Source organism: Chryseobacterium sp. Leaf405 (assembly GCF_001425355.1).
In the GTDB taxonomy this organism is placed as follows: domain Bacteria; phylum Bacteroidota; class Bacteroidia; order Flavobacteriales; family Weeksellaceae; genus Chryseobacterium.
This window is the reverse complement of record NZ_LMQN01000016.1, coordinates 83,831-109,369: the sequence shown is the minus strand read 5'-3', so window position 1 is coordinate 109,369 and position 25,539 is coordinate 83,831. Positions and strand designations below refer to the sequence as shown.

Annotated in this window: 22 protein-coding genes; 9 read left to right on the top strand and 13 right to left on the bottom strand. The window is 35.7% G+C overall.

Annotated features, from left to right (window positions below):
• Positions 1–30: 30 nt before the first annotated feature.
• On the bottom strand, positions 31–990 hold the full coding sequence (locus tag ASG22_RS16345; protein ID WP_082505038.1) for a pseudouridine synthase: 960 nt from the start codon (positions 988–990) through the stop codon (positions 31–33).
• 366 nt (positions 991–1,356) lie between these two features.
• Here ASG22_RS16345 and aroB point away from each other — a divergent pair, with 366 nt between their 5' ends.
• Entirely contained in the window at positions 1,357–2,403 is a 1,047-nt protein-coding gene (gene aroB, locus ASG22_RS16340) for a 3-dehydroquinate synthase (RefSeq protein WP_055987055.1), read from the top strand.
• A gap of 274 nt (positions 2,404–2,677) precedes the next feature.
• Positions 2,678–3,388: a porin family protein gene (locus ASG22_RS16335; protein ID WP_055987053.1), complete on the top strand. Its 711-nt coding sequence runs from the start codon at positions 2,678–2,680 to the stop codon at positions 3,386–3,388.
• Between the two features lie 85 nt (positions 3,389–3,473).
• On the opposite strand, the gene purF is transcribed toward ASG22_RS16335, so the two are convergent.
• From purF to ASG22_RS16305, 6 genes are all read right to left on the bottom strand, one after another.
• The gene (gene purF, locus ASG22_RS16330) at positions 3,474–4,973 is read right to left on the bottom strand and encodes an amidophosphoribosyltransferase (RefSeq protein WP_055987052.1); all 1,500 of its coding nucleotides are present in this window, start codon (positions 4,971–4,973) and stop codon (positions 3,474–3,476) included.
• Positions 4,974–5,037: 64 nt separating this feature from the next.
• Positions 5,038–5,397 (bottom strand): four helix bundle protein, encoded by a 360-nt coding sequence (locus tag ASG22_RS16325; protein ID WP_055987049.1) that lies wholly within the window; start codon positions 5,395–5,397, stop codon positions 5,038–5,040.
• Positions 5,398–5,433: 36 nt separating this feature from the next.
• Positions 5,434–6,153 carry a phosphoribosylaminoimidazolesuccinocarboxamide synthase gene (purC, locus tag ASG22_RS16320; RefSeq protein ID WP_055987048.1) on the bottom strand — a complete coding sequence of 240 codons (720 nt, stop codon included), beginning with the start codon at positions 6,151–6,153 and terminating at the stop codon, positions 5,434–5,436.
• Between the two features lie 34 nt (positions 6,154–6,187).
• Positions 6,188–6,883, bottom strand: coding sequence for a DUF3307 domain-containing protein (locus ASG22_RS16315; protein WP_055987046.1), 696 nt, complete (start codon positions 6,881–6,883; stop codon positions 6,188–6,190).
• A 2-nt stretch (positions 6,884–6,885) separates the two neighbouring features.
• Positions 6,886–7,491, bottom strand: a complete 606-nt coding sequence (locus tag ASG22_RS16310) for a SatD family protein (protein WP_055987044.1) — start codon at positions 7,489–7,491, stop codon at positions 6,886–6,888.
• 150 nt (positions 7,492–7,641) lie between these two features.
• The gene (locus ASG22_RS16305; protein ID WP_055987042.1) at positions 7,642–9,543 is read right to left on the bottom strand and encodes an endonuclease; all 1,902 of its coding nucleotides are present in this window, start codon (positions 9,541–9,543) and stop codon (positions 7,642–7,644) included.
• A 193-nt stretch (positions 9,544–9,736) separates the two neighbouring features.
• On the opposite strand from ASG22_RS16305, the gene ASG22_RS16300 reads away from it, so the two are divergent.
• Positions 9,737–10,876, top strand: a complete 1,140-nt coding sequence (locus ASG22_RS16300; RefSeq protein WP_055987040.1) for an acyl-CoA dehydrogenase family protein — start codon at positions 9,737–9,739, stop codon at positions 10,874–10,876.
• Positions 10,877–11,090: 214 nt separating this feature from the next.
• Positions 11,091–14,021, top strand: a complete 2,931-nt coding sequence (locus ASG22_RS16295; RefSeq protein WP_055987038.1) for a reprolysin-like metallopeptidase — start codon at positions 11,091–11,093, stop codon at positions 14,019–14,021.
• A gap of 432 nt (positions 14,022–14,453) precedes the next feature.
• Here ASG22_RS16295 and ASG22_RS16290 read toward each other — a convergent pair whose 3' ends face one another.
• Together ASG22_RS16290 and ASG22_RS16285 are read right to left on the bottom strand one after the other, a co-directional pair.
• On the bottom strand, positions 14,454–15,950 hold the full coding sequence (locus ASG22_RS16290) for a hypothetical protein (protein ID WP_131726206.1): 1,497 nt from the start codon (positions 15,948–15,950) through the stop codon (positions 14,454–14,456).
• Positions 15,951–15,975: 25 nt separating this feature from the next.
• Entirely contained in the window at positions 15,976–16,968 is a 993-nt protein-coding gene (locus tag ASG22_RS16285) for a hypothetical protein (protein ID WP_055987034.1), read from the bottom strand.
• A gap of 473 nt (positions 16,969–17,441) precedes the next feature.
• On the opposite strand from ASG22_RS16285, the gene ASG22_RS16280 reads away from it, so the two are divergent.
• From ASG22_RS16280 to ASG22_RS16265, 4 genes are read left to right on the top strand one after another with little or no spacing between them, the layout of a single operon-like run.
• On the top strand, positions 17,442–17,909 hold the full coding sequence (locus ASG22_RS16280; protein ID WP_055987033.1) for a nucleoside triphosphate pyrophosphohydrolase family protein: 468 nt from the start codon (positions 17,442–17,444) through the stop codon (positions 17,907–17,909).
• A gap of 1 nt (position 17,910) precedes the next feature.
• Positions 17,911–18,477, top strand: a complete 567-nt coding sequence (locus ASG22_RS16275; RefSeq protein ID WP_055987032.1) for a TlpA family protein disulfide reductase — start codon at positions 17,911–17,913, stop codon at positions 18,475–18,477.
• Between the two features lie 3 nt (positions 18,478–18,480).
• Entirely contained in the window at positions 18,481–19,086 is a 606-nt protein-coding gene (locus tag ASG22_RS16270; RefSeq protein ID WP_055987030.1) for a DUF4230 domain-containing protein, read from the top strand.
• 11 nt (positions 19,087–19,097) lie between these two features.
• On the top strand, positions 19,098–19,286 hold the full coding sequence (locus tag ASG22_RS16265) for a hypothetical protein (protein WP_055987028.1): 189 nt from the start codon (positions 19,098–19,100) through the stop codon (positions 19,284–19,286).
• A 139-nt stretch (positions 19,287–19,425) separates the two neighbouring features.
• On the opposite strand, the gene leuB is transcribed toward ASG22_RS16265, so the two are convergent.
• The 4 genes from leuB to ASG22_RS16245 form a co-directional block, all read right to left on the bottom strand.
• Complete coding sequence (gene leuB, locus ASG22_RS16260) at positions 19,426–20,547, bottom strand: 3-isopropylmalate dehydrogenase (RefSeq protein ID WP_055987026.1); 1,122 nt, start codon at positions 20,545–20,547, stop codon at positions 19,426–19,428.
• Entirely contained in the window at positions 20,537–21,136 is a 600-nt protein-coding gene (gene leuD / locus ASG22_RS16255) for a 3-isopropylmalate dehydratase small subunit (protein ID WP_055987024.1), read from the bottom strand. The genes leuB and leuD overlap by 11 nt, the downstream gene beginning before the upstream one ends.
• 118 nt (positions 21,137–21,254) lie before the next feature.
• Positions 21,255–22,637 carry a 3-isopropylmalate dehydratase large subunit gene (gene leuC, locus ASG22_RS16250; RefSeq protein ID WP_055987023.1) on the bottom strand — a complete coding sequence of 461 codons (1,383 nt, stop codon included), beginning with the start codon at positions 22,635–22,637 and terminating at the stop codon, positions 21,255–21,257.
• An 18-nt stretch (positions 22,638–22,655) separates the two neighbouring features.
• Positions 22,656–23,819, bottom strand: coding sequence for a 2-isopropylmalate synthase (locus tag ASG22_RS16245; protein ID WP_082505033.1), 1,164 nt, complete (start codon positions 23,817–23,819; stop codon positions 22,656–22,658).
• A gap of 147 nt (positions 23,820–23,966) precedes the next feature.
• Between ASG22_RS16245 and ASG22_RS16240 the strand changes: the two genes are divergently transcribed.
• Complete coding sequence (locus ASG22_RS16240) at positions 23,967–25,508, top strand: hypothetical protein (protein WP_055987021.1); 1,542 nt, start codon at positions 23,967–23,969, stop codon at positions 25,506–25,508.
• The last annotated feature ends 31 nt before the right edge of the window (positions 25,509–25,539 follow it).

Here is a 25,539-nt window from a genome sequence, read left to right as displayed (position 1 = left end):
AAATTATTAGCTTTAAAACTCTAAATTTAATTAAAGCATTTTAAGATTATTCACTTCCAGTTCTGAAAGAATTCTCCAGTGACCTCTTTTAATATTTTTCTTTGTTAATCCCGCAAACATTACTCTGTCAAGAGCTTCCACTTCGTATCCCAATCTTTGGAAAATTCTTCTGATCACACGATTCCAGCCAATGTGAATTTCAATTCCAACTTCATTTCTCGGTTTTCCTTCAATGAAGGAAATCTGATCTACTTCCGCTACTCCTTCGTCCAAACGAATTCCTTCAGCGATAAGCTTTAAATCTTCATTGGTCAATTTCTTATCCAGCGTTACATGATAAATTTTCTTAGCGTCAAAAGATGGATGCGTCAGTTTTTTGGTCATGTGTCCGTCGTTTGTTAACAGAATAACTCCGGTTGTAGAACGATCTAATCTTCCGACAGGGAAAACACGGTAAGGAGAAGCGTTTGCCACCAAATCCATTACAGTTTTTCTTGCTTTGTCATCTTTAGTCGTAGAAATATATCCTTTGGGCTTATTTAAAAGAACGTAAACAGGTTTTTCCGGTGTGATATTTTGTCCGTCGAAAACTACTTTATCTACTTTTTGTACCTGATAACCCATTTCAGTTACCACTTTTCCGTTTACTTCTACTAAACCTTGGGTGATTAATTCGTCAGCTTCTCTTCTGCTGCAAATTCCTGAATTGGCAATAAATTTATTAAGACGGATGGTATCTTTATGCACATCCTTATCTATTTTTTCTAATCTTCTTTTCTGTACGAAAGATCTTGTTTTATCGGTTCTTTCGTCACCATTAGATGGTCTTTTTCCGTATTTTAAACTTCCTCTTTCGTCTTTATTTCTAATTCCGCCACTTACAGGTCTGCTACCTCCTCTTTTTGGACCGGAATTTCCGAACGATCTTTTTTCCTCACCTTTACTGGTAATAAAAGACTCCTGTTCAGTTTTTCCAAACTTCTTATCCATACGGGCTTGGTAACTATTGTCGCTTCTTCTGGTATCAGAATTATTAGCGCCATCAGAATCTCTTTCACTTCTTGTAAAAGGTTTCTTTTCGAATCTTGTATTAGATCCTCTGCTGTCAGAATTTCTTTCTCCTGCTTTAGGAAAAGACTTTTTAAAAGGCTTTGATCCGGAATTTCCAGATTTTGAAGCGCGAGAATCATCAGAATTATTTCTTGTTGAACTTCTTGGTTTCTTTGGTCTTCCTGAATTATTGTCTCTGCTCATGCTAAATATTTGTGCAAAGATAGTTAATTTAATAACGAGTTAAAAATTAAGAATCATAACTTTGCAAGATAGTTTAAATATAACTTTAAAGAAAATCTGAAAATGATAACAATAGTAGATGATAATTTTTCTCAATTAAATGACTTTTTACACGAAAAATCTTTTAGCAAAATATTTATTTTGGTTGATGAAAATACACATGAATATTGTCTTCCGACACTTTTAGGAAATATGGAGACGGATCTGGGTTTTGAAATTCTGGAAATAGAGCCAGGCGAGGAAATGAAGAATATTCAGACTGCCAATCAACTTTGGGAAATTCTAACTGAAATGCAGGCAGACAGAAAAGCATTGGTGATTAATCTTGGTGGCGGGGTCATTACGGATATGGGCGGTTTTGTGGCTTCTACTTATAAGAGAGGGATTCAGTTTATTAATATTCCTACTACCCTGCTATCGATGTGTGATGCTTCCATTGGTGGAAAAACGGGGATTGATCTGATGCATTATAAAAATATGGTGGGAACTTTCAGTTTTCCGGAACAGATTTTTGTCTATCCTAAATTTTTAGAAACGCTTCCTTTTAAAGAATTGAGAAGCGGCTTTGCAGAAATGCTGAAACATGGATTAATTGCTGACAAAGCACACTGGGAAAACTTAACGCAAATTCATAAACTAGATATTGAAGGCGTAATTCCTCACATCCAGACTTCAATGGATATTAAGCAAAATGTTGTAGAACAGGATTTTCATGAAAAAAATATCCGTAAAACCTTGAATTTCGGTCATACAATAGGTCATGCAGTTGAAAGTTTATGCTTAAGTCAGGGAAATCCTATTTTGCACGGCGAAGCGGTAGCAATGGGAATGATTGCTGAGGCGCATCTTGCTTATTTAGAAGGTTTGATCTCAGAAGCAGATTCCACGATCATTATAGAGAATATTCAAAAGTATTATCCTTATTTAGATATCAGTGATTTTAAGGATGAAGATATTTTTGAACTTTTATTAAACGATAAAAAGAATGTTGACAGTAAAATCAATTTTTCTCTACTTTCAGGAATCGGTTCTTGTACATTCGACCATCAATGCCATCAAAAAAACATTACTGAATCTCTGAATTTTTACAGAAAACTAAACGATGCTTAGCTTATTTCTATCTAATTTTTTCATAAAATACCTATTTTTTAATTTGAAATCGGGAAATTTTCACTCTTTTCATTTCATCTTTATTTAATTAGTCAATAATTGATTTTCAAGTATAAAAACAATTAGATCGCTTATTTCATAGGCGATTTTTTATTGATTTTAATCATAAAAATTATTTTTGGCAAGCAATTTGAAAGAAACTCTACGTCAAATGAAAAACTTGACAAGTAGTAAAATTTAAAACAAGAAAGAATAATACTTAAAAAATTAAATTATGAAAAAGTTAATTTTAGGAATTGCAGTTACCGCTAGCTCATTAGCATTTGCTCAGACAACGACTTCAAGTTCGAATATGTCATCTACAAGCCCTGTACAATTCGGTATCAAAGCTGGAATAAATGTATCATCAATTTCAAAAGATGGATATGAGGATGCTAAATCTAAAGTAGGATTTGCGGGAGGTGTTTTTGCAAATATTCCAGTTTCAGAAATGTTCAGTTTTCAACCTGAGGTAATGTATTCTCAAATGGGATCAAAAGTTACTAATAGCGTAAGTGGTACAGTTTTAGGAAATAATTTCACTTCAAAAAGTTCTGCAACATTGAATTTAGATTATGTTACAGTTCCTTTAATGCTTCAATTTAGAGCAACACCTGCATTTTATGTGGAAGCAGGTCCTGAATTTGGATTCTTAATTAGTGCAAAAACTAAAGATGCTAGTACAACTACTGTAAATGGATCTACAACTACTACAACATCAGAATCTGGTGATGTTAAGGATTATTTTTCAGGATTTAATATGGGTGTAGGTCTTGGTTTAGGATATGATATTACTCCAAACTTTGGTGTTAGTGCTAGATATGTTGCCGGATTTACTGATATTAACAAAAAAGACAGTAACACGAATGGTAATACTTCTCTTCAAAACGATGGGAATAAAAACAGAAATAATACATTCCAAGGAGGTTTGTATTACAAATTCTAGTTCATAAAAAAAATCTTAATTTCAATAAAAAAGGTCAGATTTCATTATGGAATCTGACCTTTTCGTCTTTATGTTTGCATTATAATTAACTGAATAATTCTATTTCCTCTCCTTTTTCTACCGGATATTCTTCTGTAAAACATCCGAAACAGTGATTAGAGGAACCTAAAATTACTTTTAAATTTTCTGTGCTTAAAAATTCTAAAGAATCTACTCCTAAATAATCTCTAAGTTCTTCTGTTGTCATGTTTGCAGAAATCAAATCGTCTTTCGACGGTGTATCAATTCCCAAATAACAAGGCGCAATAATTGGCGGAGAAACACTTCTGAAGTGAATTTCTTTTACCCCTGCTTCTTTCAGAATCTTAACCAATCTCTTAGAAGTTGTCCCACGAACGATTGAATCGTCGATGATTACTACTCTTTTTCCTTTGATTTCAGAAATAATCGGGTTCAGTTTAAGGTTCACTACCCTTTCTCTCATCTCCTGAGTCGGTACGATAAAACTTCTTCCGATGTATCTGTTTTTAATCAAAACCGGACGGAAAGGAATTCCCGAAGCCTTAGAAAAACCAATCGCAGCGGGAACTCCGGAATCCGGAACTCCAATTACCAAATCAGCTTCTACAGGAGCCTGTTCCCAGATTTTCTCCCCAGATTTTTCTCTGATTTCGTAAACATTGATATTTTCTAATGTTGAGTCTGGTCTTGCAAAATAAATATATTCAAAAGAACAGATTCTTTGCTTTCCTTTCTGCTCATTTACCATGTAAGAATTCAATTTTCCCGGCTCGTTTTCATTGGTATAAATGATTTCTCCAGGTAAAATATCACGAACATACTGCGCTCCGACAGCATCTAAAGCCACAGATTCAGAGGCAACAACGTAAGAATTTTCGCTGATTGCTCCCAAAACCAACGGTCTGATCCCGTTAAAATCTCTGAACGCAAAAAACTTATTTCTTGTCATTCCTACTACAGAATAAGCACCTTCAATTTTCTCCATTGTTGCTTTAATAGCACCACGAAGACCTAAATCAAGATTTTTTTGAATTAATCTTAAAATCACTTCAGAATCAGAAGTCGCTCTGAACACCACACCTTCAGCTTCCAGTTCGGCTTTTAATTCTTTTGCATTGGTAAGGTTACCGTTATGCGCTATAGAAAGGATAATCTGGTCATATTCGTTTTTGGCGAAAAATGGCTGAAAATTATACTTCTTTTTGTCTCCTGCAGTCGTGTAACGAGTGTGCCCGATTGCAGAATTTCCCATAAAAGTTTCAGGATCATGGATCTCTTTATAAACATCTAAAACCAATCCTTCGTCTTTCATATTGGTAATTTTCCCGTCTTTTAAAACAGAAATACCGCATGCCTCCTGACCCCTGTGCTGAAGCGCAAAAAGCCCGAACTGCGAAAGAGAAAACGTGTCTAAATCATCATCAGAGTACATTCCGAAGATACCGCACTCCTCGTTCGGAGCATCCAGCCTTTCTTCTTCCTGCGTTCTGAAAAGATTTCTTCCGTAGGTTTGAGTTTCAAATTGTTTTAAATATTCACTTTTATGAATGTCTAAACTTTTCATTTCTATTTTTTCTAAATTAGAAGTTAGCTATTAGATGTTAGAAATTAGTCTAAGTTAACTTCAATTATAATTTTAAACTTGTCTTTAATGAATAAATCATTTTCTGTATCTCAGCTAAAAGTTCTTTGATAGGAACTATTTTAGTTTCGGAAATAAAATTTAAATCTATTAATAGCTGTAATTGTGTTTGCAATTCATAGGTTGATCCAAACGCAATCCCAAGAAATTGATAAAATTCATTTTTATTATTTCTTCCTGCTCCTTCTGCAATATTTGAAGGTATTGAAACTGCACATCTTCTGATTTGAGATAGTAAACCAAATTTTTCTTCAATTGGTAATTCCGCAGTAACCAGATAAACTTCTTTTACTAAAGTCATTGATTTACTCCAAACTTTAAGATCTTCTATCCGGTGCGATTTCATACTCACTTCTAATATCTAAACTCTAACTTCTCAAGTTTACTTGCCAAGAGCAACTTTCAATCTATTGTAGATCTCCACGTAAGCCTCAGTAACTTCTCCAAGATCTCTTCTGAATCTGTCTTTATCCAACTTCTTCATAGTATCTTTATCCCAAAGTCTGCAAGTATCAGGAGAAATTTCGTCTGCCAGGATAATTTCACCGTCTGCCGTTTTTCCCAATTCGATTTTGAAATCAACTAAGATGATATTCATTTTGTCGAAAAGATCGATCAAGATTTCGTTGATGTCTGAAGTTAATTCATACATTTCATCAAGCTCTTCGTATGTTGCAGCTCCTAAGAAAACAGCGTGGTGATCGTTGATAAGCGGATCTCCCAACTCGTCTTTTTTGTAGCAGATATCGAAGATGGTTACCGGAGATTTAATTCCTTCTTCCACTCCTAATCTCTGAGCCATACTTCCCGCAGAATAGTTTCTTACCACCATTTCCAAAGGAATAATTGATACTTTCTTTACCAATTGCTCTCTTTCGTCTAATTGTTTGATGAAATGAGTTTTAATCCCTTTTTCATTCAAATATTCAAAAATAAGAGTGGTGATCGCGTTGTTCATTTCACCTTTTAAATCAACAGAACCTCTTTTTTGAGCATTAAATGCTGTAGCATCGTCTTTGAAACGCACCACTACTTCATTAGGATTATCGGTAGCAAATACTTGTTTCGCTTTACCTTCGTACAACATTTCTAACTTTTCCATTTTTAAAATTACTTTTTATTAGATTTATATTATTTTACTTACTTAAAATTCCTGTTAAAACTGCCAGTCCAAAACTTAAGAGCGTTCCAATCAATACATATTCGGTCAGTTTTCTCTGTTTTGCCTGCGCAAGATCGCTGAACCTGAAAACAGATTTTGCAGCCACCATAAAACCCACGCCTTCCCAGTGATTCACCAAAATTAAAGTGAATACCAGTAAACGCTCTAAAATACCAATATATTTTCCGGCACTTGATAAAGATTCGGTTTGTATATTTCCTGTTGTCTCGGGAACGGGTGTCCATGAAGACAATAATATCTTGATAAAAATGGAAGCCGGTGCTGTTAAAAACAAAGCTGCCATGACTATTTTTAAAATTCTCTGATCTCTTAAAAATTCAAAATTAAATTCATTGAAATAAAAAGAAACTCCCACGATAATCAAAACATGAAGAGCCTGATCAATAAAAAACCAGTTCTTTTTATTTTTATTAGTCTGAAAACTTAACTTACAAGCATCAATAATAAAATGTGAAATTCCCACCAAAACAGCGACCCACCAAAGTTGAAGATTCCAAAGGAAAATAAAACTTAAAACCGTGTGAATCAAAACATGAAGGTACAAATATTTGCTCTTCAGTTTTTTGCTTTCTTTCTCTGCAACCCAAGAATTTGGCTGAAGAATAAAATCTCCGAGTAGATGTGCCAATATGAGTTGAATGAAAATCATGCTTACAGTTCGGAAATTTTCTTTTTAAAATATTGGTTAGTTTCCACGATAAGCTCGTAGTTTGCACGTTTCAATCTCTGGCTTACAGATGATTGTGAAATAGCAAATCTTTTGGCAAGATCTTCCTGAGTAATATCCTGAAACATAATCATTTCATGGATAATTTCCGAAGTTGCCACCGTCCAGTTATCGAAATCTTTTGAAGACCATTTTAACAAAATATTTAAATCTCTGTCAACAGAATCGTTGGAGGTTTTGATAGAAACGGTGTGTCCGTCGTTCTTTAGGTCGTTCAGTAATCTTCCGGAATGGACATACGCTGTTCCGTTGGATTCTGTGATTTTTTCAGATGAAAAATTTTCCTCACCAATACCGATGGCAATTCTTACATCTAAATTTTCATGACTTTTTATTAATGATTTTATAGCTAAGAAACGCCAGAAAACCTCATCGATATTACATTTAAACTGAAACTCATCACCTCTGTAGATTTCCCATGTTTGAGGAGCGCTTCCCCAATTGTCGAGAAGATTTTTAAGCTTGGTAATCCAAACTTCTGTTTCCGCTTGTTGTGAATTTATAATATCTCCGGTAATGACCGCTATCATTTTGCAAATATAAGCATAATTACTTATAAATAAAAAATATAAGCAGATACACTTATAGATAATGAATATTAATGAATCTGCTTATATCAATGATGTTGTAAATGATTGATTTCAGGATATTTTTGCTTCATCCTAAAATTTATTTCTGATTTATTTTTTTATAAACTGATAAGTTTTATCATCCAGTTTCAACAGATAAGAACCTGCCGTTAAACTCTGAACGGAAATATTTTTCTTATTTTTAAATGGATTTTTCTCAGTATAAATTACCTTTCCTGAAAAATCTAAAATCTGTGCAGATTTCACATTTTCGGTTTTTCCAGTAACGAAGATATTCTCATTTACAGGGTTTGGGTAAATTTTAAACTCATTATTTTGAGCAAGAACAGCGTCATAAGTTGATAAAGTTCCCAAATTCTGGCAATAATCGACTGTGTAAGAATCCCATTCCGAAATATTGAATGTAGAATTAGGCTGCGTTGTCGTATTTTTCCTGTATAATGACACATTTGCATTGGAGTTGGAAGTGAATTTCGCACCAATGGCATCTACAGCAACTGTTTTATTATAAGCCAGCTCAAGATATTGACTTCCCGAAAACGTCATCGGATCAGAAGCCGTAACAAATCTTGCCTGATCATTTGTATAGCATGAAAGAGTGGCATTTGGATTCAAAATAACAACACTTTCATTATTCCCAACTTTACCTTCCAGTTCATATGTATCAGCAGAGTAATAATTTCCGCTGGTATTATTGTAAAGCTGAATATTGATTCTGTAATTATTTAAGTTAACCTCATGCCCTGTTTTATTTACAATTTCCAGTGCTTTGTTGTTTCCTGTTCCTTCAATATACTTTACAATCATCAAGTCTGAAGTATAAGAATCCGAAGCCAGAGTGGTCGCTGTTACGGTATTGCTTTGCGGAGATTCCAGATATCCCTTGTCAAAAGATTTAACCGTAAAATTATACGTAGTAGACGGATCTAAGTGATCAATACTAATGGATGTATTTTTTGTAGTTGCAACAGGTGTTATCGAACCATTTACATAAATTCTGTATCCTAAAATATCCGTATCCGAACTTGGCGACCAGCTTAGATTAACAAAATGCGCATTCTGCTGAGTGGAAACCAATGAAGACGGCACTAAAGGTGCCATTGTATCTGGAGTTTCAGACCAGATCATATTGATCCACTCCGGATGATCTATAAAAGGATTTCTGTTTTTCTGGATGGAATAAACCGCATTATTCCTGTCAATTTCCCTTTGCGAAACAGGATCTGAAGTACTCCACTGTTTCAGCATTTCAATATACGGTAAATCTACAGCTCTTTCTTCTGTACCATCAAACGGACACTGATCCGTAGCCGAAGTAATTGTTGAAGAAGTACTGTAAGCTGTATTAAACGAGCCTAATTTCCCTTCATATCTTACAACAAAATATAATAACGTTCTTGCAATATCTCCTTTAAATTCATTAATCGGCTCGTATACCCTTCCGGTATAAGGATAATTCGGAATGGCAGCGTTGCTCATTCTCGAAGTATTGGTAAAATTATAAAAATTGGTATTCCCCCCAATTCCGTACGGATAGTTATTTCTTAACTGATTAATTCTTGCATCTGCCGGAATTAAGAAATTCAGATCAGAATACATAGGATAATCACTAATGCTAGAACTTGTACTGAATGTACTTTGAGGAATCATATGTTCTCTGTTCCATCCCAAACCTTCTGCTCCAGCGCTTCCAATCATTTGAGAACTTGTATACTCGTAAGAATCAGGTCCATCCGGTTTTTCAGAATAGATATCTAATAATATGGTAGTATTTGTTGTATCGTGATCGTAATACCGGTCTAAATCGGTCTGGTTAAAAAGATTCTGCAGATCACCGTAATTCCAGTTAATATTCTTCGCTGCGATAATATCATGAAGTTTTGATTTCAGGGCGTAGCCCGTCAAACCCGTTGTTCCATCATAATATCCTGCCGGAATCTGGGCAGAAATAAATGATGAGATTAAAATTATAGGTAGGAGAAATTTTTTCATACTTTAAAAATTGGGGGACTAAAATAGTAAATTAATCTCATCAAAGTTCTGAAGATGTGATTAAAAAATAGTTAAATATCAACCGGTAAAAAATTGAAAATTAATTCCTTGCGTCTTAAAACCCTATGGTTCAAATAATTTTTTTGGACGTTCCGCCAATTTGGTTATCTTTGGGCACTAACTATTTATCTATATGAATACAGAGACTATTGACAATATCAAAATGATAGCGGAAACGGCAAGAGAATTTGCTGAGAAGAATATTAGACCTAATATTATGGAATGGGATGAAAGTCAGACTTTTCCTAAAGACTTATTTCATGAGTTAGGAGAAATGGGTTTCATGGGAATCGTTATTCCTGAACAATATGGTGGTTCTGGTCTTGGGTATCATGAATATGTTACGATCTTGGATGAGATTTCTCAGGTAGATCCTTCCATCGGGCTTTCTGTAGCAGCACACAATTCACTGTGTACCAATCATATTTACGAATTCGGAAACGAAGAACAAAGACAGAGATGGCTTCCTCAGTTAGCTTCAGGTAAAGTAATCGGAGCTTGGGGATTAACAGAACACAATACCGGTTCAGATTCAGGAGGAATGTCTACAACTGCGGTAAGAGACGGTGAAGACTGGATTATTAGCGGTGCTAAAAACTTCATCACTCACGCTATTTCAGGAGATATTGCGGTTGTAATGACAAGAACAGGAGAAATCGGTGCTAAAAATAACTCGACAGCTTTTGTCTTAGAAAAAGGTATGCCTGGTTTTTCTTCCGGTAAAAAAGAGAACAAATTAGGAATGAGAGCTTCCGAAACGGCAGAATTAATCTTCGACAGCGTTCGTGTTCCCGATTCTCACAGATTAGGGGAAGTTGGAGAAGGTTTCAAACAGGCTATGAAAATCCTGGACGGAGGCAGAATCTCTATCGCTGCTTTAAGTTTAGGAACAGCAAGAGGAGCTTACAAAGCTGCTTTAAAATATGCTAAAGAAAGACAACAGTTCGGAAAATCAATTTCAGAATTCCAGGCAATTAATTTTATGTTGGCAGATATGGCAACAGAAATCGATGCATCAGAATTATTGATCCAAAGAGCAGCAACTTTGAAAAATGCTAAGCAAAAAATGACAAGAGAAGGAGCAATGGCAAAACTGTACGCTTCTGAAGCTTGTGTAAGAATTTCAAACAATGCTGTTCAAATTTTCGGAGGTTACGGATATACAAAAGACTTTCCTGCCGAGAAATTCTACAGAGATTCTAAACTTTGTACAATAGGAGAAGGTACTTCTGAAATTCAAAGATTAGTAATCGGTAGAGATATTACAAAATAATATTTCTCAAGAAATTTAGAATTATATCATCAATAAGTGAATAGTACTCGTGTTTTGCGGGTGCTATTTTCATTTTTGGAAAAGTAAAAATTCAATCATACTCAATGCATTGCATAATTATTTACAATAATAATCAAAAATTTTCTTAAAAAATTTTGTTTTTCGTAATATAATTTTTATTAGCTTTGATATTCCACAATCAAATAGATTATATATGAAAAAACAACTATTAGTGATTGGAATGCTTTTCGTATCCGGCATTTCTTTCGCTCAGACCGATCGACTTTGGTCTGAAGGTTCAAGAAAAAGTACTTCAGAAATTTTTGAAAACAAATCTTCTATCAACAATCCGAAGATTTATAATCTGGACATTAATGGATTAAAAAACGCTTTGGCAAAAGCTCCAAAAAGATTAGCTGCAGGAGAAAAATCGGAAATTATTATCTCATTTCCAAATTCTGAAGGAAAACTGGAAAACTTCAAGGTAAGAGAAAATTCCAATTTCGACCCTCAATTAGCTGCAAAATATCCGGATATCAAATCGTATGTAGGCGAAAGCTTCGGAGACTCCAACTCTACTGTTTATTTCAGTATTTCGCCACTTGGTTTATCTTCAATGGAAATTTATGGTGATAAATCTGCCGTTTTCATTGAGCCTTATACAAAAGATCTTTCCACCTACGTCGTTTACAAAAAATCAGATAAAAAAGATGATCTTAATAAATTTGAATGTACTGTAATTGATGTTGCACAAAAAGGAGTTTCAAATACAAGCAATCTTGTAGCAAGACCTAATGCGGATGATGCTAAACTAAGAACATTTAGATTGGCATTATCTTCCACAGGAGAATACACCGCTTATTTCGGAGGAACAAAAGCCAACGCTTTAGCCGCAATGAACAACACCATGACCCGTGTAAACGGAGTTTTTGAAAAAGATTTTTCTGCGAGAATGGTTTTAATTGCCAATAATGATGCGGTAATTTACACCAACGCTTCTACTGATCCTTATTCTGCAGCTTCAGGAATGAGCAGCTGGAATTCTCAGTTACAATCAACGTTAACCTCTGTAATTGGTGAAGCGAATTACGATATTGGGCACTTATTCGGAGCTTCCGGAGGTGGTGGGAATGCAGGATGTATCGGTTGCGTTTGTACCAACGGATCAAAAGGAAGCGGCTATACTTCTCCGGCAGATGCTATTCCTTCAGGAGATAATTTCGATATTGATTATGTAGCACACGAAATGGGTCATCAATTCGGCGGAAACCATACGTTCTCAAACAGCAATGAAGGAACGGGCGTTAATATGGAACCCGGTTCAGGCTCAACAATCATGGGATATGCAGGAATTACGGCTCAGGATATTCAGCCGCATTCAGATGCATTTTTCCACGCCGTAAGTATTCAGCAGATTACTAATAATATTAAAGCTAAAACCTGCCCGGTAAGCACCAATACAGGAAATTCAATTCCGACAGCGAGTGCAGGTTTAGATTATACCATTCCGAAAGGAACACCGTTTATGTTAACAGGAACGGGCACGGATGCCAACGGAGATTCTTTAACCTATATCTGGGAACAAATGGATAATGCCTCTTCTTCCCAAACAGGTGCGAGCTCAGCAGCAAGCGCTACCAAAGCTACAGGACCGACTTTCAGATCCTGGACGCCGCAGACAACTCCTGTAAGATATTTCCCAAGAATGGCTTCTGTTTTAGCAGGTGCAACAACAACGGCAGGCTCAGAAATTACGGTTGAGGCTTTATCTAATGTAGCAAGAACGTACAACTTCAGATTTACCGCCCGTGACAACAGAGCCGGAGGTTCGGGAAATAATTCCGACGACGCAGTAATTACTGTGAACGGAACGGCGGGACCTTTCAGTGTAAGCTCTCAAAACTCAGCAACAACATATACAGGCGGAACTCCTCAGACCGTAACCTGGAATGTTGCAGGAACTACAGCCAACGGCGTAAATGCTGCCAATGTAGATATTCTTTGGTCTACCAACTCAGGAACAACGTGGACTACTCTACTGGCAGGAACTCCAAACGACGGAACTCAGGCGGTAACCATTCCAAATACTTCAACAACTACAGGAAGAATCATGGTAAAAGGATCAAACCATATTTTCTTTGATGTAAATAATGCAAATATTACTGTAAATGCAGGTTCAGGAGGAGATCCGATTGCTCCTACGGCACCTACACTGGTAGCTTCAGGGACTACCTCTACAAGCACAAATCTTTCTTGGTCAGGAGCAACAGACAATGTAGCAGTTACAGGTTACGACGTTTATCAAGGGAGCTCATTAATAGGCTCTACAGCTTCAGCTTCATACACTGTAACAAGTTTATCGCCTTCTACAACGTATAGTTTCTCTGTAAGAGCAAAAGATGCGGCAGGAAATATTTCATCTTCAAGCAATACCGTATCTGTAACGACGCTTGCGGGAAGTACGGTTAGTTATTGTTCAGCAACAGCAACAAATACTGGTGATGAAAGAATAGGAAATGTTTCATTCGGTACCATCAATAATACTTCAACGGGAACTGGCGGTTATGAAAACTTTACAGCCATTTCAACTAACGTGACAAGAGGTTCAGCTTATACAATTTCTGTGACTCCGGTTTGGACATCTACGGTTTATAGCGAAGCTTATGCTGTATATATTGATTACAATGGTGATGGTGATTTTACAGACAGCGGAGAACTGGCTTGGTCTAAAACAGGATCTACCACAACTCCGGCAACAGGATCTATAACGATTCCTTCAACTGCAACCGTTGGAAATACAAGAATGAGAGTCATGATGCAGTACAGTTCTGTACCTACTTCTTCTTGTGGATCATACACCTACGGACAGGTGGAAGATTATACCTTAAATATTGTTTCATCCGGAAGAGGTGAAGTTTCAGACATCAAAAATCTGATGACGGATATTAAATTATATCCAAATCCTGCAAAAGATATCTTGAATATTTCTAATACGACGAATGAAGATTACAAAATCTTCGATATGGGTGGAAAACTAATTAACTCAGGAAAACTTGAAAGAGGCTCCGTAGATGTAAGCGCACTTATTAAAGGAGCTTATATCATACAAATCGGAGAAACCTCTAAGAGATTCATTAAAAACTAACAACCAACTCAATTAAACTTTGAGAAAAGGCTGTCTGGAAACGGGCAGTCTTTTTTTGTGTTCTTAATTTTTATGTAATAAATTTTACCCCTTATCGAAGCCCCTACACCCCCTTTATTAAGGGGTGACGCCCCCTGACGAAGACCCCATACCCCCTTGGTTAAGGGGGTATACCCCGTTGCCCACCCCCCCCAGACCGTTCATCAAGACCCTTAGGGTGTTAATGAAGGGGGCGAAACCCCTTGCACAACGGGCTACAGGGTCTCCCAAAGAGGTTAAAGCCTTGATGAGCAGACAAACCTTTTATAAACAAAATGATCTGCGAGACTTATCTTGCAGATCATTATGATGAGAACTAAATTGATTTTAAATAATTTAGGAGGAGGGTTTCCTAAATCTTCTCATGAGTGTATTCATTGTGTTATTAGAATCTTAGTTTTTTTGTCCTACATCCGGGACCCAGACAATATTACCTGATTGATCTATTTTAAAGAGCCACTGATCGTAGTTAGTGGTTCCTCCAACTCCGTTATTAGTATCAGTAACATCGCCATTGTCACTGGAACCTGAAGAGCCAAATACTATATAATTCCCATCGTCGGTTTCCCTTATGCGGGTAGGGAGTAGAGATCCTCCATTAGATAAACTATTTCTATTGTCTCCATCTACAGAGCTTCCGCCATATAACTTCATCCATTGTGTAGCACCCGTAGAACTTAATTTGAATACGGTAATATCATAAGATCCTTTATTAGTATCCGTAATATCACCATTGGCAGAAGAAGTGGAGATGCCCGCTATCATATAGCCTCCATCCGAAGTTTGGATTACTGACTGCCCATCATCTATCCCTGTACCACCCAAAAGCCTTTGCCACTCAATAGTTCCGGCTGCATTTGCTTTTATAACCCAAATATCATCACCTCCATGATTGGTTCCTATAAGGTCGCCACTAGTCGAGCTATCGGTATTCCCCACCAGAATATATCCACCGTCTGAAGTAAGATACATGGAACGCAAGTCATCCTGACCACTGCTTCCATAAAGTCTTCGCCATTGTGTAGCCCCGGTAAGATTTATTTTCATGATAAAATAATCATAACTTGAAGAAGTATTACGATAATTTGAATTACTACGCCCAGCCATGATATATCCAGAACCATCAATAGCAGCTTCAAGATTATTCATATAATCAGACATATCATTTGTTGAATTTGCAGGGCCAGGATTGGTGTAGGTCTGCTGCCATGTAATGGCTCCCGTTGCGGTTATTTTAATTGCCCAGAAATCGAAATCATTTAATGAATTTCTGGTACTCGTTACATCCCCGTTTGCTGATGAGCGTGTAAATCCGCCAACCAAATACCCTCCATCGGCTGTCTGAATAATCCCGCCGGAGTTATCACCTCCACTACCACCATATAATCTCTGCCATGTAATAGCTCCTGTAGCAGTTATTTTTACTACCCAGATATCTCCAGCCCCTTTACCGGTTCCGGTTACATCTCCTGATGCTGAAGAAGTAGAAGCAATTGTAAAAATATATCCTCCTTCAGAAGTCTGCTTAATTGCTGCTGTAGCTACAGCTCCTGTTTCAAAAAGACTTCCTCCATACATACGCTGCCATTCTATTTTACCATACTTGTCATACTTCACTACCCATGCATCCGGAGTAGTTGTAGTGCCATGATTCGCATCTGTAACGTCACCGGTTACAGAAGAATTAGCGGCAGATAACGTTATGTATCCTCCATCAGCAGTAGTTGCCATATTAAGAGTCATTTCACGCTCTGTCCCCCCTGCAAGAAAACTGAAGGGTATATCTTGTGTCGGGATAATATAAGGCGTACCTGCCGCCTGTCCCCAACTATATTGCGAAGCACCGAGCAGCAAAAAGAATACTGTGAGATCTTTAATTTTTTTTGTCATAAATGTCTGGTTGTAAGTTTTTAAATTAAAATCCTGCAGACATATATACATATACCGTAGTTCCCATTACTAAAAAAGTGTACACTGTTTCAGTACCTGTTGTGGTAGCACGGTTGTTGGCGTATTTCACTGTAAAGCCTGTTGCTGTGAAAGTAGATGTTGCAGCTGCACTCCCTCTCACTGCAAGACTGTAGGTGCCTCCGTTTTTAATGTTGTTTAAAGTAAAAGCACCTGCAGTTGCAGTAGTATAAGCAAGATTGCTCTGGCTGTAATCGATTATTCTTCCAGCACCTGCATTATACGCAACCGTATTGGTAGAAGCTCCGTTTACTTCAAGCTTGCTAGCGGGTGCAGAAGTACCTATACCGATATTACCCGCCGGTGCGGCTACTGTACCTGTAGCACCCGTTCCGAAGATAATATTGGAAATACTTACCTGTCCTTGTGCTGTAGGATCTGCGACCTGAGCATTGGTTCCAATTGCAACGTTTCTGTTTCCTGTTGTGATTGTATTTCCTGCATTAACCCCGATAGCAACGTTTTGTATTCCTGTTGTATTTCCTGTCAATGCATAACGTCCTACCGCTGTATTGCCTGATCCTGTATTGACCGCTAAAGCATCTGCACCAATGGCAACATTGTTATTACTAGAGTTTACAGCAAGAGAATTGTTTCCAATCCCAACATTGTCGGTTCCTCCTGTAGAAGAAAGTCCCGAATCCGAGCTGTAATGGTTTCTTGTCCCTTGTAAACGGATATCCTGAGTATTCCAGTTGGTGCCATCGAAAGCCCATACACTGTTCGTGTTGGTGTCGAAAACCTGAAGACCGACAATGGGATCTGCAATAGCAGCTCTGTTTGCCGAAGTCATTCGGGGTAATAAAAATCCTTTGTTGAGAGAACTCAATTCTAAAATTGCAGAAGATGCCGGCGTTGGTGTACCGATTCCTACACCTTGAGCATTAGCAGCGAAACCTCCTAAGATGAAGATTGCAAAATAAAGTCTGTTTTTTTTCATAGTGATAAGTTAAGTTAGGGCTTAGTTAATTTTCAAGAATAATCGTTTAATCAAATTTATTTCATATTTAAAAATTAAGGCTTGCGGGTTATTTATTTTAAACACTATATATTCATCATGAATTATATTGTAAAAATAATATTCTATTTAATTTTGTTTAAATAGAATTATTCCCTATAAAAACAGATTTAAAATTCAGTAATTAAAATAAAATCAGAATATTCCGCAAATACTTCATGCGCCAAATATATATATTCTATGTTATACATATGAATATTTTATTGTCATATTAATACTACAAGCTTGTAGTATTAATATGACAATAAAATATTCTAAAAAACCATTTAGAATAAATATTTTTTACTTTGGTAAATTAATCTCACTTAAAAGAAACGATGATATGGAAAAAACTCTCACTTACCAGTAAACTTCTAAATTCTAATTTTTATCTTTGCTTTAAATAATAAATATTCATGGATAAAATTGACAGCCTGAACCAAGTAGCAGAATTCCACACAACTTTTAAAGCTCCTATTGTAGAGACACCACAAATTCCTTCACCCGAAAGATGCAACCTGAGAGTTGAACTTTTACAGGAAGAATTAAACGAATTAAAACAAGCTATAGCAGATAATGATATTGTAGAAATTGCAGATGCACTGTGCGATTTACAATACGTTTTGAGTGGTGCGGTACTGGAATTCGGACTTGGCAGCAAATTTGTAGAGTTGTTCAACGAAGTTCAGCGTTCTAATATGTCTAAAGCTTGCGATAATGAAGAACAGGCAAAGGAAACAGTAGAGTTTTACAAAGAAAAAGGGGTTGAATCATTTTATGAAAAATCCGGAGAAAAATACAACGTTTACAGAAAAGCAGATCATAAAGTATTAAAGAATAAATATTACTCTCCTGCCGATTTGAAGACAATTATCGAAAAATAGTATGAAAAAATTTATTACAAATAGTATTGCTGTTTCAGCTTTATTTTTGGCAACTCAACAGCTTAGGGCACAAAAAGTTGTTGTAAACCGTGAGGTTGAAACCACAAATGACGGTAAAATGCTTTTGGGCAATCAACTGAAAGATCAGTTTTTGAAAGCTCCTTACGCAGATTGGTACGTAAAAGAACATGACGAATATGCCTTAGACCAGAAAGCGATTGGAGAATTGAAGAAAGATAAAATTAATTCTTACACGATTACCGTTTTTATGGGAACATGGTGTGAAGATTCGCACAGAGATTTCCCGAGATTAATGAAGATTTTGGAGGAAGTAAACTATCCTTACAGCAAATTAACAATTATTGCCGTAAACCGTAAGAAAGAATCTCCTACAGGTGACGAAGCACGCTTTAATATTCAAAAAGTTCCTACAATTATTGTTGAAAAATATGGTAAGGAAATCGGAAGAATCATAGAAATGCCTACAACCGGATACATTGAAAGAGATTTGGTTGAAATTTTAAAGAAAGACGATAAATCTGTTATCAAAGAAATTTTTAATAAATAAGTTTTGAAGAATATAAGAATAATTATACCGTTTGTTGCAGGAATTGTTGTAATACTTTTGCTTTTTTGGGCAATGAAATCTTTTTTAAATCCTACCCAAAAAACTGAAAAATCAGATTACTACATTTTGACTAACCAGATTTCCAAAATGAATAAAATGGTTGTTCTGGAGCAAAATATGTCTTCTATGCAAAAAACAAAAATGGGCTATGAAGTTTTCGGAAAAGAAGTTTCAAGCAACAGCATTATCACTTATACCAAAACGACGGCTCAGGTTTCTTATGATCTTAATAAAATGAAAATGGAGGTTGATTCCGTTAATAAAAAATTGATTATTAAGGAATTACCAGACGCAGATATTAGAATTACTCCAAGTGTGGAAATACAGACGCTGGACGATTCATTCTTCAACAGAATCTCTGAAAAGGATATTAAAAACGTTACGCAGAAAGCTAAAGAAGCAGCAACAAAATCTGTTAATCAAAATCAGCTGAGAACTGAAGGACGTGAACAATTAATGGAAAATCTTAATAATATTTTCGTTTTGGCAAAGGCTTTGAATTATAAAATAGAAGACCAGACAGGCAAACTGGGTATTTTAGGACTATAAATTCAAGCATTATGGACTCAAAAGGAAAAGACAAAAAAGAAGAATCTACAAATTCAGCAGAAACTAAGAAGCAAAATCAGGATTTCCAAAATATTCCTGCTTCATCTGAAAAGACAAATCCGCCTGATATTGATAAAGAGGATGTTCAGAAATCTTCAAAAAACAAATCAGGAAAAACAGATAATACAGAAGAAAAATAAAAGGTTCTGTCTCAATTGAGGCAGAACCTTTTTAGCAAATATAGAAATTAAATATGTCCCTATTAATAATGGTCAATTTGCTCCGCTTGTGAATTACCTTTGACTATTGACTTACGAAGCAGAACTGACAGTCTTATTTTTAGACAATCGTTGATTTCCCGATTTTTACATTTTCAAAATTATAATACGACTTCTCAGAATATTTAATATAATCAGCAATAAAACTTCCAACTTCATGGGTAGAATAGGGTTGCTGAGAATTAAGATCTACCGTAACATATTTATGTTCAATCGCATGTTCTACAGATTCTCTCAATTTTTCGGCGGCGTGATCTAATTTTAAATAATCAAGCATCATTGCCGTACTCAAAATTGAAGCAATAGGATTGGCAATTCCCTTACCTTTTGCCTGTGGATAAGAACCATGAATAGGCTCAAACATCGCATTTTCATTCCCAATTGATGCAGACGGAAGCAACCCAATCGAACCTCCAATCACACTAGCCTCGTCGGAAATAATATCGCCAAACATATTTTCTGTAACGATCACATCAAACTGTTTTGGCTTGAGAATTAATTGCATCGCAGCGTTATCTACAAACATAAAATCCAGTTCTACATCAGAATATTCGACAGCAATTTCCTTGAAAATTTTTCTCCATAATCTTGAAGTGTCCAAAACGTTGGCTTTATCTATTAAAGTCAGTTTTTTTCTTCTTTTCTGTGCTTCCTGAAAAGCCATATGAACAATTGGAGCAATATCTTCCTTACTGTATTTACAAATATCGTAAGCATATCCCGCCTCTTCGTCTGTAAATTTTTCACCAAAATAAATTCCGCTCACCAATTCTCTAAAAATCTGAATATCTGTTCCTTCAATAATTTCCTGTTTCAACGGACTTTTTTCAATTAAAGAAGAATAGGTTTTCAAAGGTCTGATATTAGCAAAAAGCCCAAGCTCTTTACGAAGCTTCAATAATCCCTGTTCAGGACGGACTTTTGCATTAGGATTATTGTCAAACGCAGGATCTCCAATTGCACCGAAAAGCACGGCATCAGATTCTTTACAGATTTCCAACGTTTCGTCCGGTAAAGGATTTCCTATTTTATAAATGGCTTCAGCTCCCACTAAACCTTGTTTAAATTCAAATTGATAATGAAAAGCTTCAGCAATAGCATCTAAAATTTTAATGCTTTCTGCAACGACTTCGGGACCAATTCCGTCTCCGGGTAGAACTGCAATTTTAAAATCAGTTTTCATATACTTTTTGTGTTTTTAATTCAAATTCTCTGATTGCTTGTTTTTTACTTATTAAAAAATCAATATCATCATAACCGTTGATCAAGCAGATCTTTTTGTAAGAATCCAGTTCAAAATTTTCAGTTTTATTTTTAAACGTAATCGTTTGTTTTTCTACATCGACTGTAATTTCATTTTCAGGATTTTCTGTAATATCATTTAAAATTTCTTTTAAAAAATCTTCAGAAACTTTCACAGGAAGTAATCCGTTATTCAGTGCATTTCCTTTAAAAATATCTGCAAAAAAACTTGAAATAACAACTTTAAAACCATAGTCGGTTAATGCCCAAGCTGCGTGTTCCCGGCTGCTTCCACAACCAAAGTTATTTTCGGCAACTAAAATTTCACCTGAATATTTTGTATTATTTAAAACAAAATCAGGATTTTCTTCGTTCGTATGAACATTATATCGCCAATCACGAAATAAATTATCTCCAAAGCCACTTTTATCAATACTCTTTAAAAAACGGGCAGGAATAATTTGGTCGGTATCTATATTTTCAGCCGGCAAAGGAATCGCACGGGATTTTACAATAACTAATTTTTGCATTTATTTTTATATCATAATTTAATGTGAATTGTCAATTTTACTTTTGTAAGTTAGTTGTGAATGTCTATTAAGTGGAAAAATTTACAATTAACTGTTCACTTTTAAAATTCACTCTTGCTTAGCTTTCAAAAGCCAAAATTCTGCCTTCAATAGCAACTTTTGCAGCAGTTAACGGACTTGCGAGAATTGTTCTTGCACCTTGCCCCTGTCTTCCTTCAAAATTTCGGTTGGAAGTAGAAACACAATATTCACCTTCCGGAATTTTATCATCGTTCATTGCTAGACACGCCGAACATCCTGGCTGCCTAATCTGAAAACCTGCTTCGTTGAAAACCTTATCCAATCCTTCTTCGAAAATCTGTTTTACAACCTGTTGAGATCCTGGGACAATTAAAGCCTGAACGTGCTCTGATTTGCTTTTTCCTTTGATATAATTAGCTGCTGAACGGAAATCTTCAATTCTTGCGTTGGTACAGCTTCCTATAAAAACATAATTTACTTTAATATCAGAAACAGATTGTCCTGCTTTTAAGCCCATATATTGAAGTGCTTTTTCTTCAGATTCACTCTGCGGAGCCGGAATATTCTGATCAATAGAAATTCCCATTCCAGGATTGGTTCCATACGTAATCATTGGATAAATATCAGAAGCCTCGAAAGAAAATTCTGAATCAAAAATGGCTTCATCATCTGTTTGAAGCGTTTTCCAATACTCTACTTTCTCTTCCCAATCTTCACCTTTTGGCGCAAAAGTTCTTCCTTTTATATAGTCAAAAGTAGTTTCATCCGCGGCAATCATTCCGCCACGGGCACCCATTTCAATGCTCATATTACAAACCGTCATTCTGCCTTCCATCGACATTTCTTCGAAAACATTTCCCGCATATTCACAGAAATATCCTGTTCCGCCATCTGTTCCGATTTTTGAGATAATGTAAAGAATAACATCTTTTGGCTGAACATCTTTATTCAGTTTACCATTGACGTTCACTCTCATTGATTTCGGCTTGTTCAACAATAAACACTGGCTCGCAAAAACCTGTGCCACCTGACTTGTTCCGATTCCAAAAGCGATGGAACCAAAGGCTCCATGTGTTGAAGTATGGCTGTCTCCGCAAACAATGCTCATTCCCGGCTGGGTAACGCCCAATTCAGGAGCGATGATGTGAACAATCCCCTGATATTGATGACCGAGACCATACAGCTCAATATTATTTTTACGACAATTCTGCGTCAATTGTTCTACCTGATTTCTTGAAGATTCATCACGAATTGGCTGATCCTGATCCACTGTCGGAACATTATGATCGGCGGTTGCAACAATTTGTTTCGGTCTGAAAATTTCTAAACTCCTTGATTCTAATTCCGCAAAAGCCTGTGGACTTGTTACTTCGTGAATCAAATGTTTGTCAATGTATATAATTTGAGGCCCGTCTGGAATTGTTTCCACAACGTGAGCATCCCAGACTTTGTCAAAAAGTGTTTTTTTATCTTTGTTCATTATAGTTCAATCTTACTACTATCCTATTTTTCTTGTCACTTTTTCGATGATCATGTTTAAATCATCGTTATTTACTTCTTTTTTGCTATCAGCAACTCTCAAAAATTCCTGATATAAGAAATCCAGTTCATTTTTAGTAACATCAAAACCAATGTGTTTGAATCGGTAAGCCAGTGCAGAACGTCCGCTTCTTGCTGTCAAGATGATAGATGAAGCATTTACACCAACCTCGGAAGGATCTATAATTTCGTACGTTTCTCTATTCTTAATTACACCATCCTGATGAATTCCTGAACTGTGCGCAAAAGCATTAGCTCCCACAATTGCTTTATTCGGCTGAACAGGCATTCCCATCAGATCGGAAACTAAAACACTCATTTTGTTGAGCATTCTGGAATTAATATCCGTATGTAAATTTAAGTGCTTGTGCTGTTTCAAAACCATCACAATTTCTTCCAAAGCGGTATTTCCTGCTCTTTCTCCAAGTCCGTTAATAGTACATTCAATCTGTCTGGCTCCATTAATAGCTCCAGCGATAGAATTTGCAGTTGCCATGCCCAAATCATTATGACAATGACAGGAAAGAATTGCTTTTTCGATTCCAGTTACATTTTCTCTTAGATATTTTATTTTTTCTCCGTATTCCTCGGGCAAGCAATAGCCTGTTGTATCAGGGATGTTTAAAACAGTTGCGCCTGCTTTAATGACAGCTTCACAAACTTTTGCCAAATAATCATTATCCGTTCTTCCAGCATCTTCGGCGTAAAATTCTACGTCTTCTACATAAGTTTTAGCATATTTTACCGCCTGAACTGCTCTTTCAATAATATCCTCCCTATTTGAATTGAATTTAAATTTAATATGAGAATCTGAAGTTCCGATTCCCGTGTGAATTCTTGGTCTTTTGGCAAACTTTAAAGCTTCCGCTGCGGTATCAATATCTTTTTTATTCGCTCTCGTCAATCCGCAGACCTTTGCATTTTTCACCAATTTTGAAATTTCTGAAACCGAATGAAAATCTCCCGGACTTGAAATTGGGAAACCAGCCTCTATAACATCTACACCTAGTTCATCGAGCTGCTCTGCGATTACCAATTTTTGCTCGGTATTCAGTTTACAACCAGGAACCTGCTCTCCATCACGCAGCGTGGTATCAAAAATTTCAATTTTTTCGGAATTCATAATGAAGTTTTTACTTAATTTTGATTCAAAACTAAAAAGTTGAAACGTTTATACATTTTGGTTTTTATAAAAAATTACAATACTCAAAATATTGAATTTTAAACTTATATCACTGATAATCATATTTTTAAATCTTTAAAATTTACAATGGCAGAATTGCAGAAAGATTTTTTATTTGTTTTGATAAAGTCGTTAACAACTTCTGAAAAGCGCCAATTCAAGCTGTACGTTAATCGTCTCGGAATTAATGCTGATGCTAAATTTCTACTTCTTTTTTCAGAAATGGATAAAATGTCAGAATATGATGAAAATATCATTATCAATAAAAAAATATCGACAAAACAGCAATTATCGAATCTTAAAGCCCATTTGTACAAGCAAATTCTGGTGAGTTTAAGGATGAACCCAAGTCATCAGAATTACAGGATACAATTGCGTGAGCAGCTTGATTTTGCAAATATTTTATACCAGAAAGGGCTTTATAAGCAAGCGTTGAAAATTTTAGATAAAACAAAACAAACCGCACTAGAATTAGATGAAAAAAGTATTGCCTCAGAAATCATAGATTTAGAGAAAGTAATTGAATCACAATTTATTACACGAAGTATTGAAGGTCGTGCCGATGAACTCATCAAACAGTCTACTGAAATAAACAAACAGAATCATTATGCAACCGAATTATCCAATCTTTCGTTAAAATTATACAGCGAAATGCTGACGCATGGTTATGTGAAAAACGATACAGATCGAGCGGAAATCATGAAAATTTTTACTGCTCAAATTCAGAAAATAGCTTTTGAAAAATTGAATTTTACTGAGAAATTATGGTATTTCAAAGCGCATGTATGGAAAAACCAATTGCTTCAGGAATATAAATATACATTAAAATATGCGTTTCAATGGGTTGATCTTTTTCACAAAAATCCGGATATGATCGTAAGTCATCCTGTTTGGTATATCAAAGGAAATACGTACCTCTTAAAAATCCTTTTTCTGTATGGAAATATCGATATTCTGGAAGAGAGTTTTCAAAAGTTCAATCAAATTGTTAGCTCTTCAAGCTTTACTCAAAATGAAAATGTGCAATTGCTTGTTTTTATGACGCATTACAATACTTTAATGAATATTCACTTTGTGAAAGGTGAATTCTTTTCCGGTTCAAAATTAATTCCTGAAATCGAGCTGAAAATGGAAAAATTCAGGGATAAAATTGATGAGCATCATTATATGATTTTGTATCTGAAAATGGCAGCAATGTTTTTCGGAAGTAAGAAGTTTGAGACTTCGATAAAGTATTCATTAAAAATAATTGAATCTAAGGGAAATGTTCAGGAAGATTTGCTTTTTCACACAAGAATTTTAATTCTAATGGCAAAATACGAATCAGGAAACGATGAAGATTATGATGAATTTATTAAAGCAACTTTAAAGTTCGCAAAGAAAATGAAAAAACCTGATGAGTTTCATTTTGAAAGTATTCAATTTTTTAAAAATTTAAATAATTTACTTCCCGATAAGCAATTGGAATCCTTTAAAATATTTGATAAAAAGCTCGAATTTTTCTCTGAAAATGAGTACTACAGAAGATCATTATTGTATATAGATATTCACGGCTGGGTAAAATCTAAAGTGAGAAATGTTGATGTAATCGAGATTATCAAGGAAAAAGTTAGATTTAAAAGAAAATGACACCGATATTATTTTTGCTTTAACCTGCTAA

Excerpts from the sequence above, each read along its gene's own strand:
- ASG22_RS16345 (WP_082505038.1), bottom strand. The coding sequence starts at position 990 with ATGGATAAGAAGTTTGGAAAAACTGAACAGGAGTCTTTTATTACCAGT.
- aroB (WP_055987055.1), top strand. The coding sequence starts at position 1,357 with ATGATAACAATAGTAGATGATAATTTTTCTCAATTAAATGACTTTTTA.
- ASG22_RS16335 (WP_055987053.1), top strand. The coding sequence starts at position 2,678 with ATGAAAAAGTTAATTTTAGGAATTGCAGTTACCGCTAGCTCATTAGCA.
- purF (WP_055987052.1), bottom strand. The coding sequence starts at position 4,973 with ATGAAAAGTTTAGACATTCATAAAAGTGAATATTTAAAACAATTTGAA.
- ASG22_RS16325 (WP_055987049.1), bottom strand. The coding sequence starts at position 5,397 with ATGAAATCGCACCGGATAGAAGATCTTAAAGTTTGGAGTAAATCAATG.
- purC (WP_055987048.1), bottom strand. The coding sequence starts at position 6,153 with ATGGAAAAGTTAGAAATGTTGTACGAAGGTAAAGCGAAACAAGTATTT.
- ASG22_RS16315 (WP_055987046.1), bottom strand. The coding sequence starts at position 6,883 with ATGATTTTCATTCAACTCATATTGGCACATCTACTCGGAGATTTTATT.
- ASG22_RS16310 (WP_055987044.1), bottom strand. The coding sequence starts at position 7,491 with ATGATAGCGGTCATTACCGGAGATATTATAAATTCACAACAAGCGGAA.
- ASG22_RS16305 (WP_055987042.1), bottom strand. The coding sequence starts at position 9,543 with ATGAAAAAATTTCTCCTACCTATAATTTTAATCTCATCATTTATTTCT.
- ASG22_RS16300 (WP_055987040.1), top strand. The coding sequence starts at position 9,737 with ATGAATACAGAGACTATTGACAATATCAAAATGATAGCGGAAACGGCA.
- ASG22_RS16295 (WP_055987038.1), top strand. The coding sequence starts at position 11,091 with ATGAAAAAACAACTATTAGTGATTGGAATGCTTTTCGTATCCGGCATT.
- ASG22_RS16290 (WP_131726206.1), bottom strand. The coding sequence starts at position 15,950 with ATGACAAAAAAAATTAAAGATCTCACAGTATTCTTTTTGCTGCTCGGT.
- ASG22_RS16285 (WP_055987034.1), bottom strand. The coding sequence starts at position 16,968 with ATGAAAAAAAACAGACTTTATTTTGCAATCTTCATCTTAGGAGGTTTC.
- ASG22_RS16280 (WP_055987033.1), top strand. The coding sequence starts at position 17,442 with ATGGATAAAATTGACAGCCTGAACCAAGTAGCAGAATTCCACACAACT.
- ASG22_RS16275 (WP_055987032.1), top strand. The coding sequence starts at position 17,911 with ATGAAAAAATTTATTACAAATAGTATTGCTGTTTCAGCTTTATTTTTG.
- ASG22_RS16265 (WP_055987028.1), top strand. The coding sequence starts at position 19,098 with ATGGACTCAAAAGGAAAAGACAAAAAAGAAGAATCTACAAATTCAGCA.
- leuB (WP_055987026.1), bottom strand. The coding sequence starts at position 20,547 with ATGAAAACTGATTTTAAAATTGCAGTTCTACCCGGAGACGGAATTGGT.
- leuD (WP_055987024.1), bottom strand. The coding sequence starts at position 21,136 with ATGCAAAAATTAGTTATTGTAAAATCCCGTGCGATTCCTTTGCCGGCT.
- leuC (WP_055987023.1), bottom strand. The coding sequence starts at position 22,637 with ATGAACAAAGATAAAAAAACACTTTTTGACAAAGTCTGGGATGCTCAC.
- ASG22_RS16245 (WP_082505033.1), bottom strand. The coding sequence starts at position 23,819 with ATGAATTCCGAAAAAATTGAAATTTTTGATACCACGCTGCGTGATGGA.
- ASG22_RS16240 (WP_055987021.1), top strand. The coding sequence starts at position 23,967 with ATGGCAGAATTGCAGAAAGATTTTTTATTTGTTTTGATAAAGTCGTTA.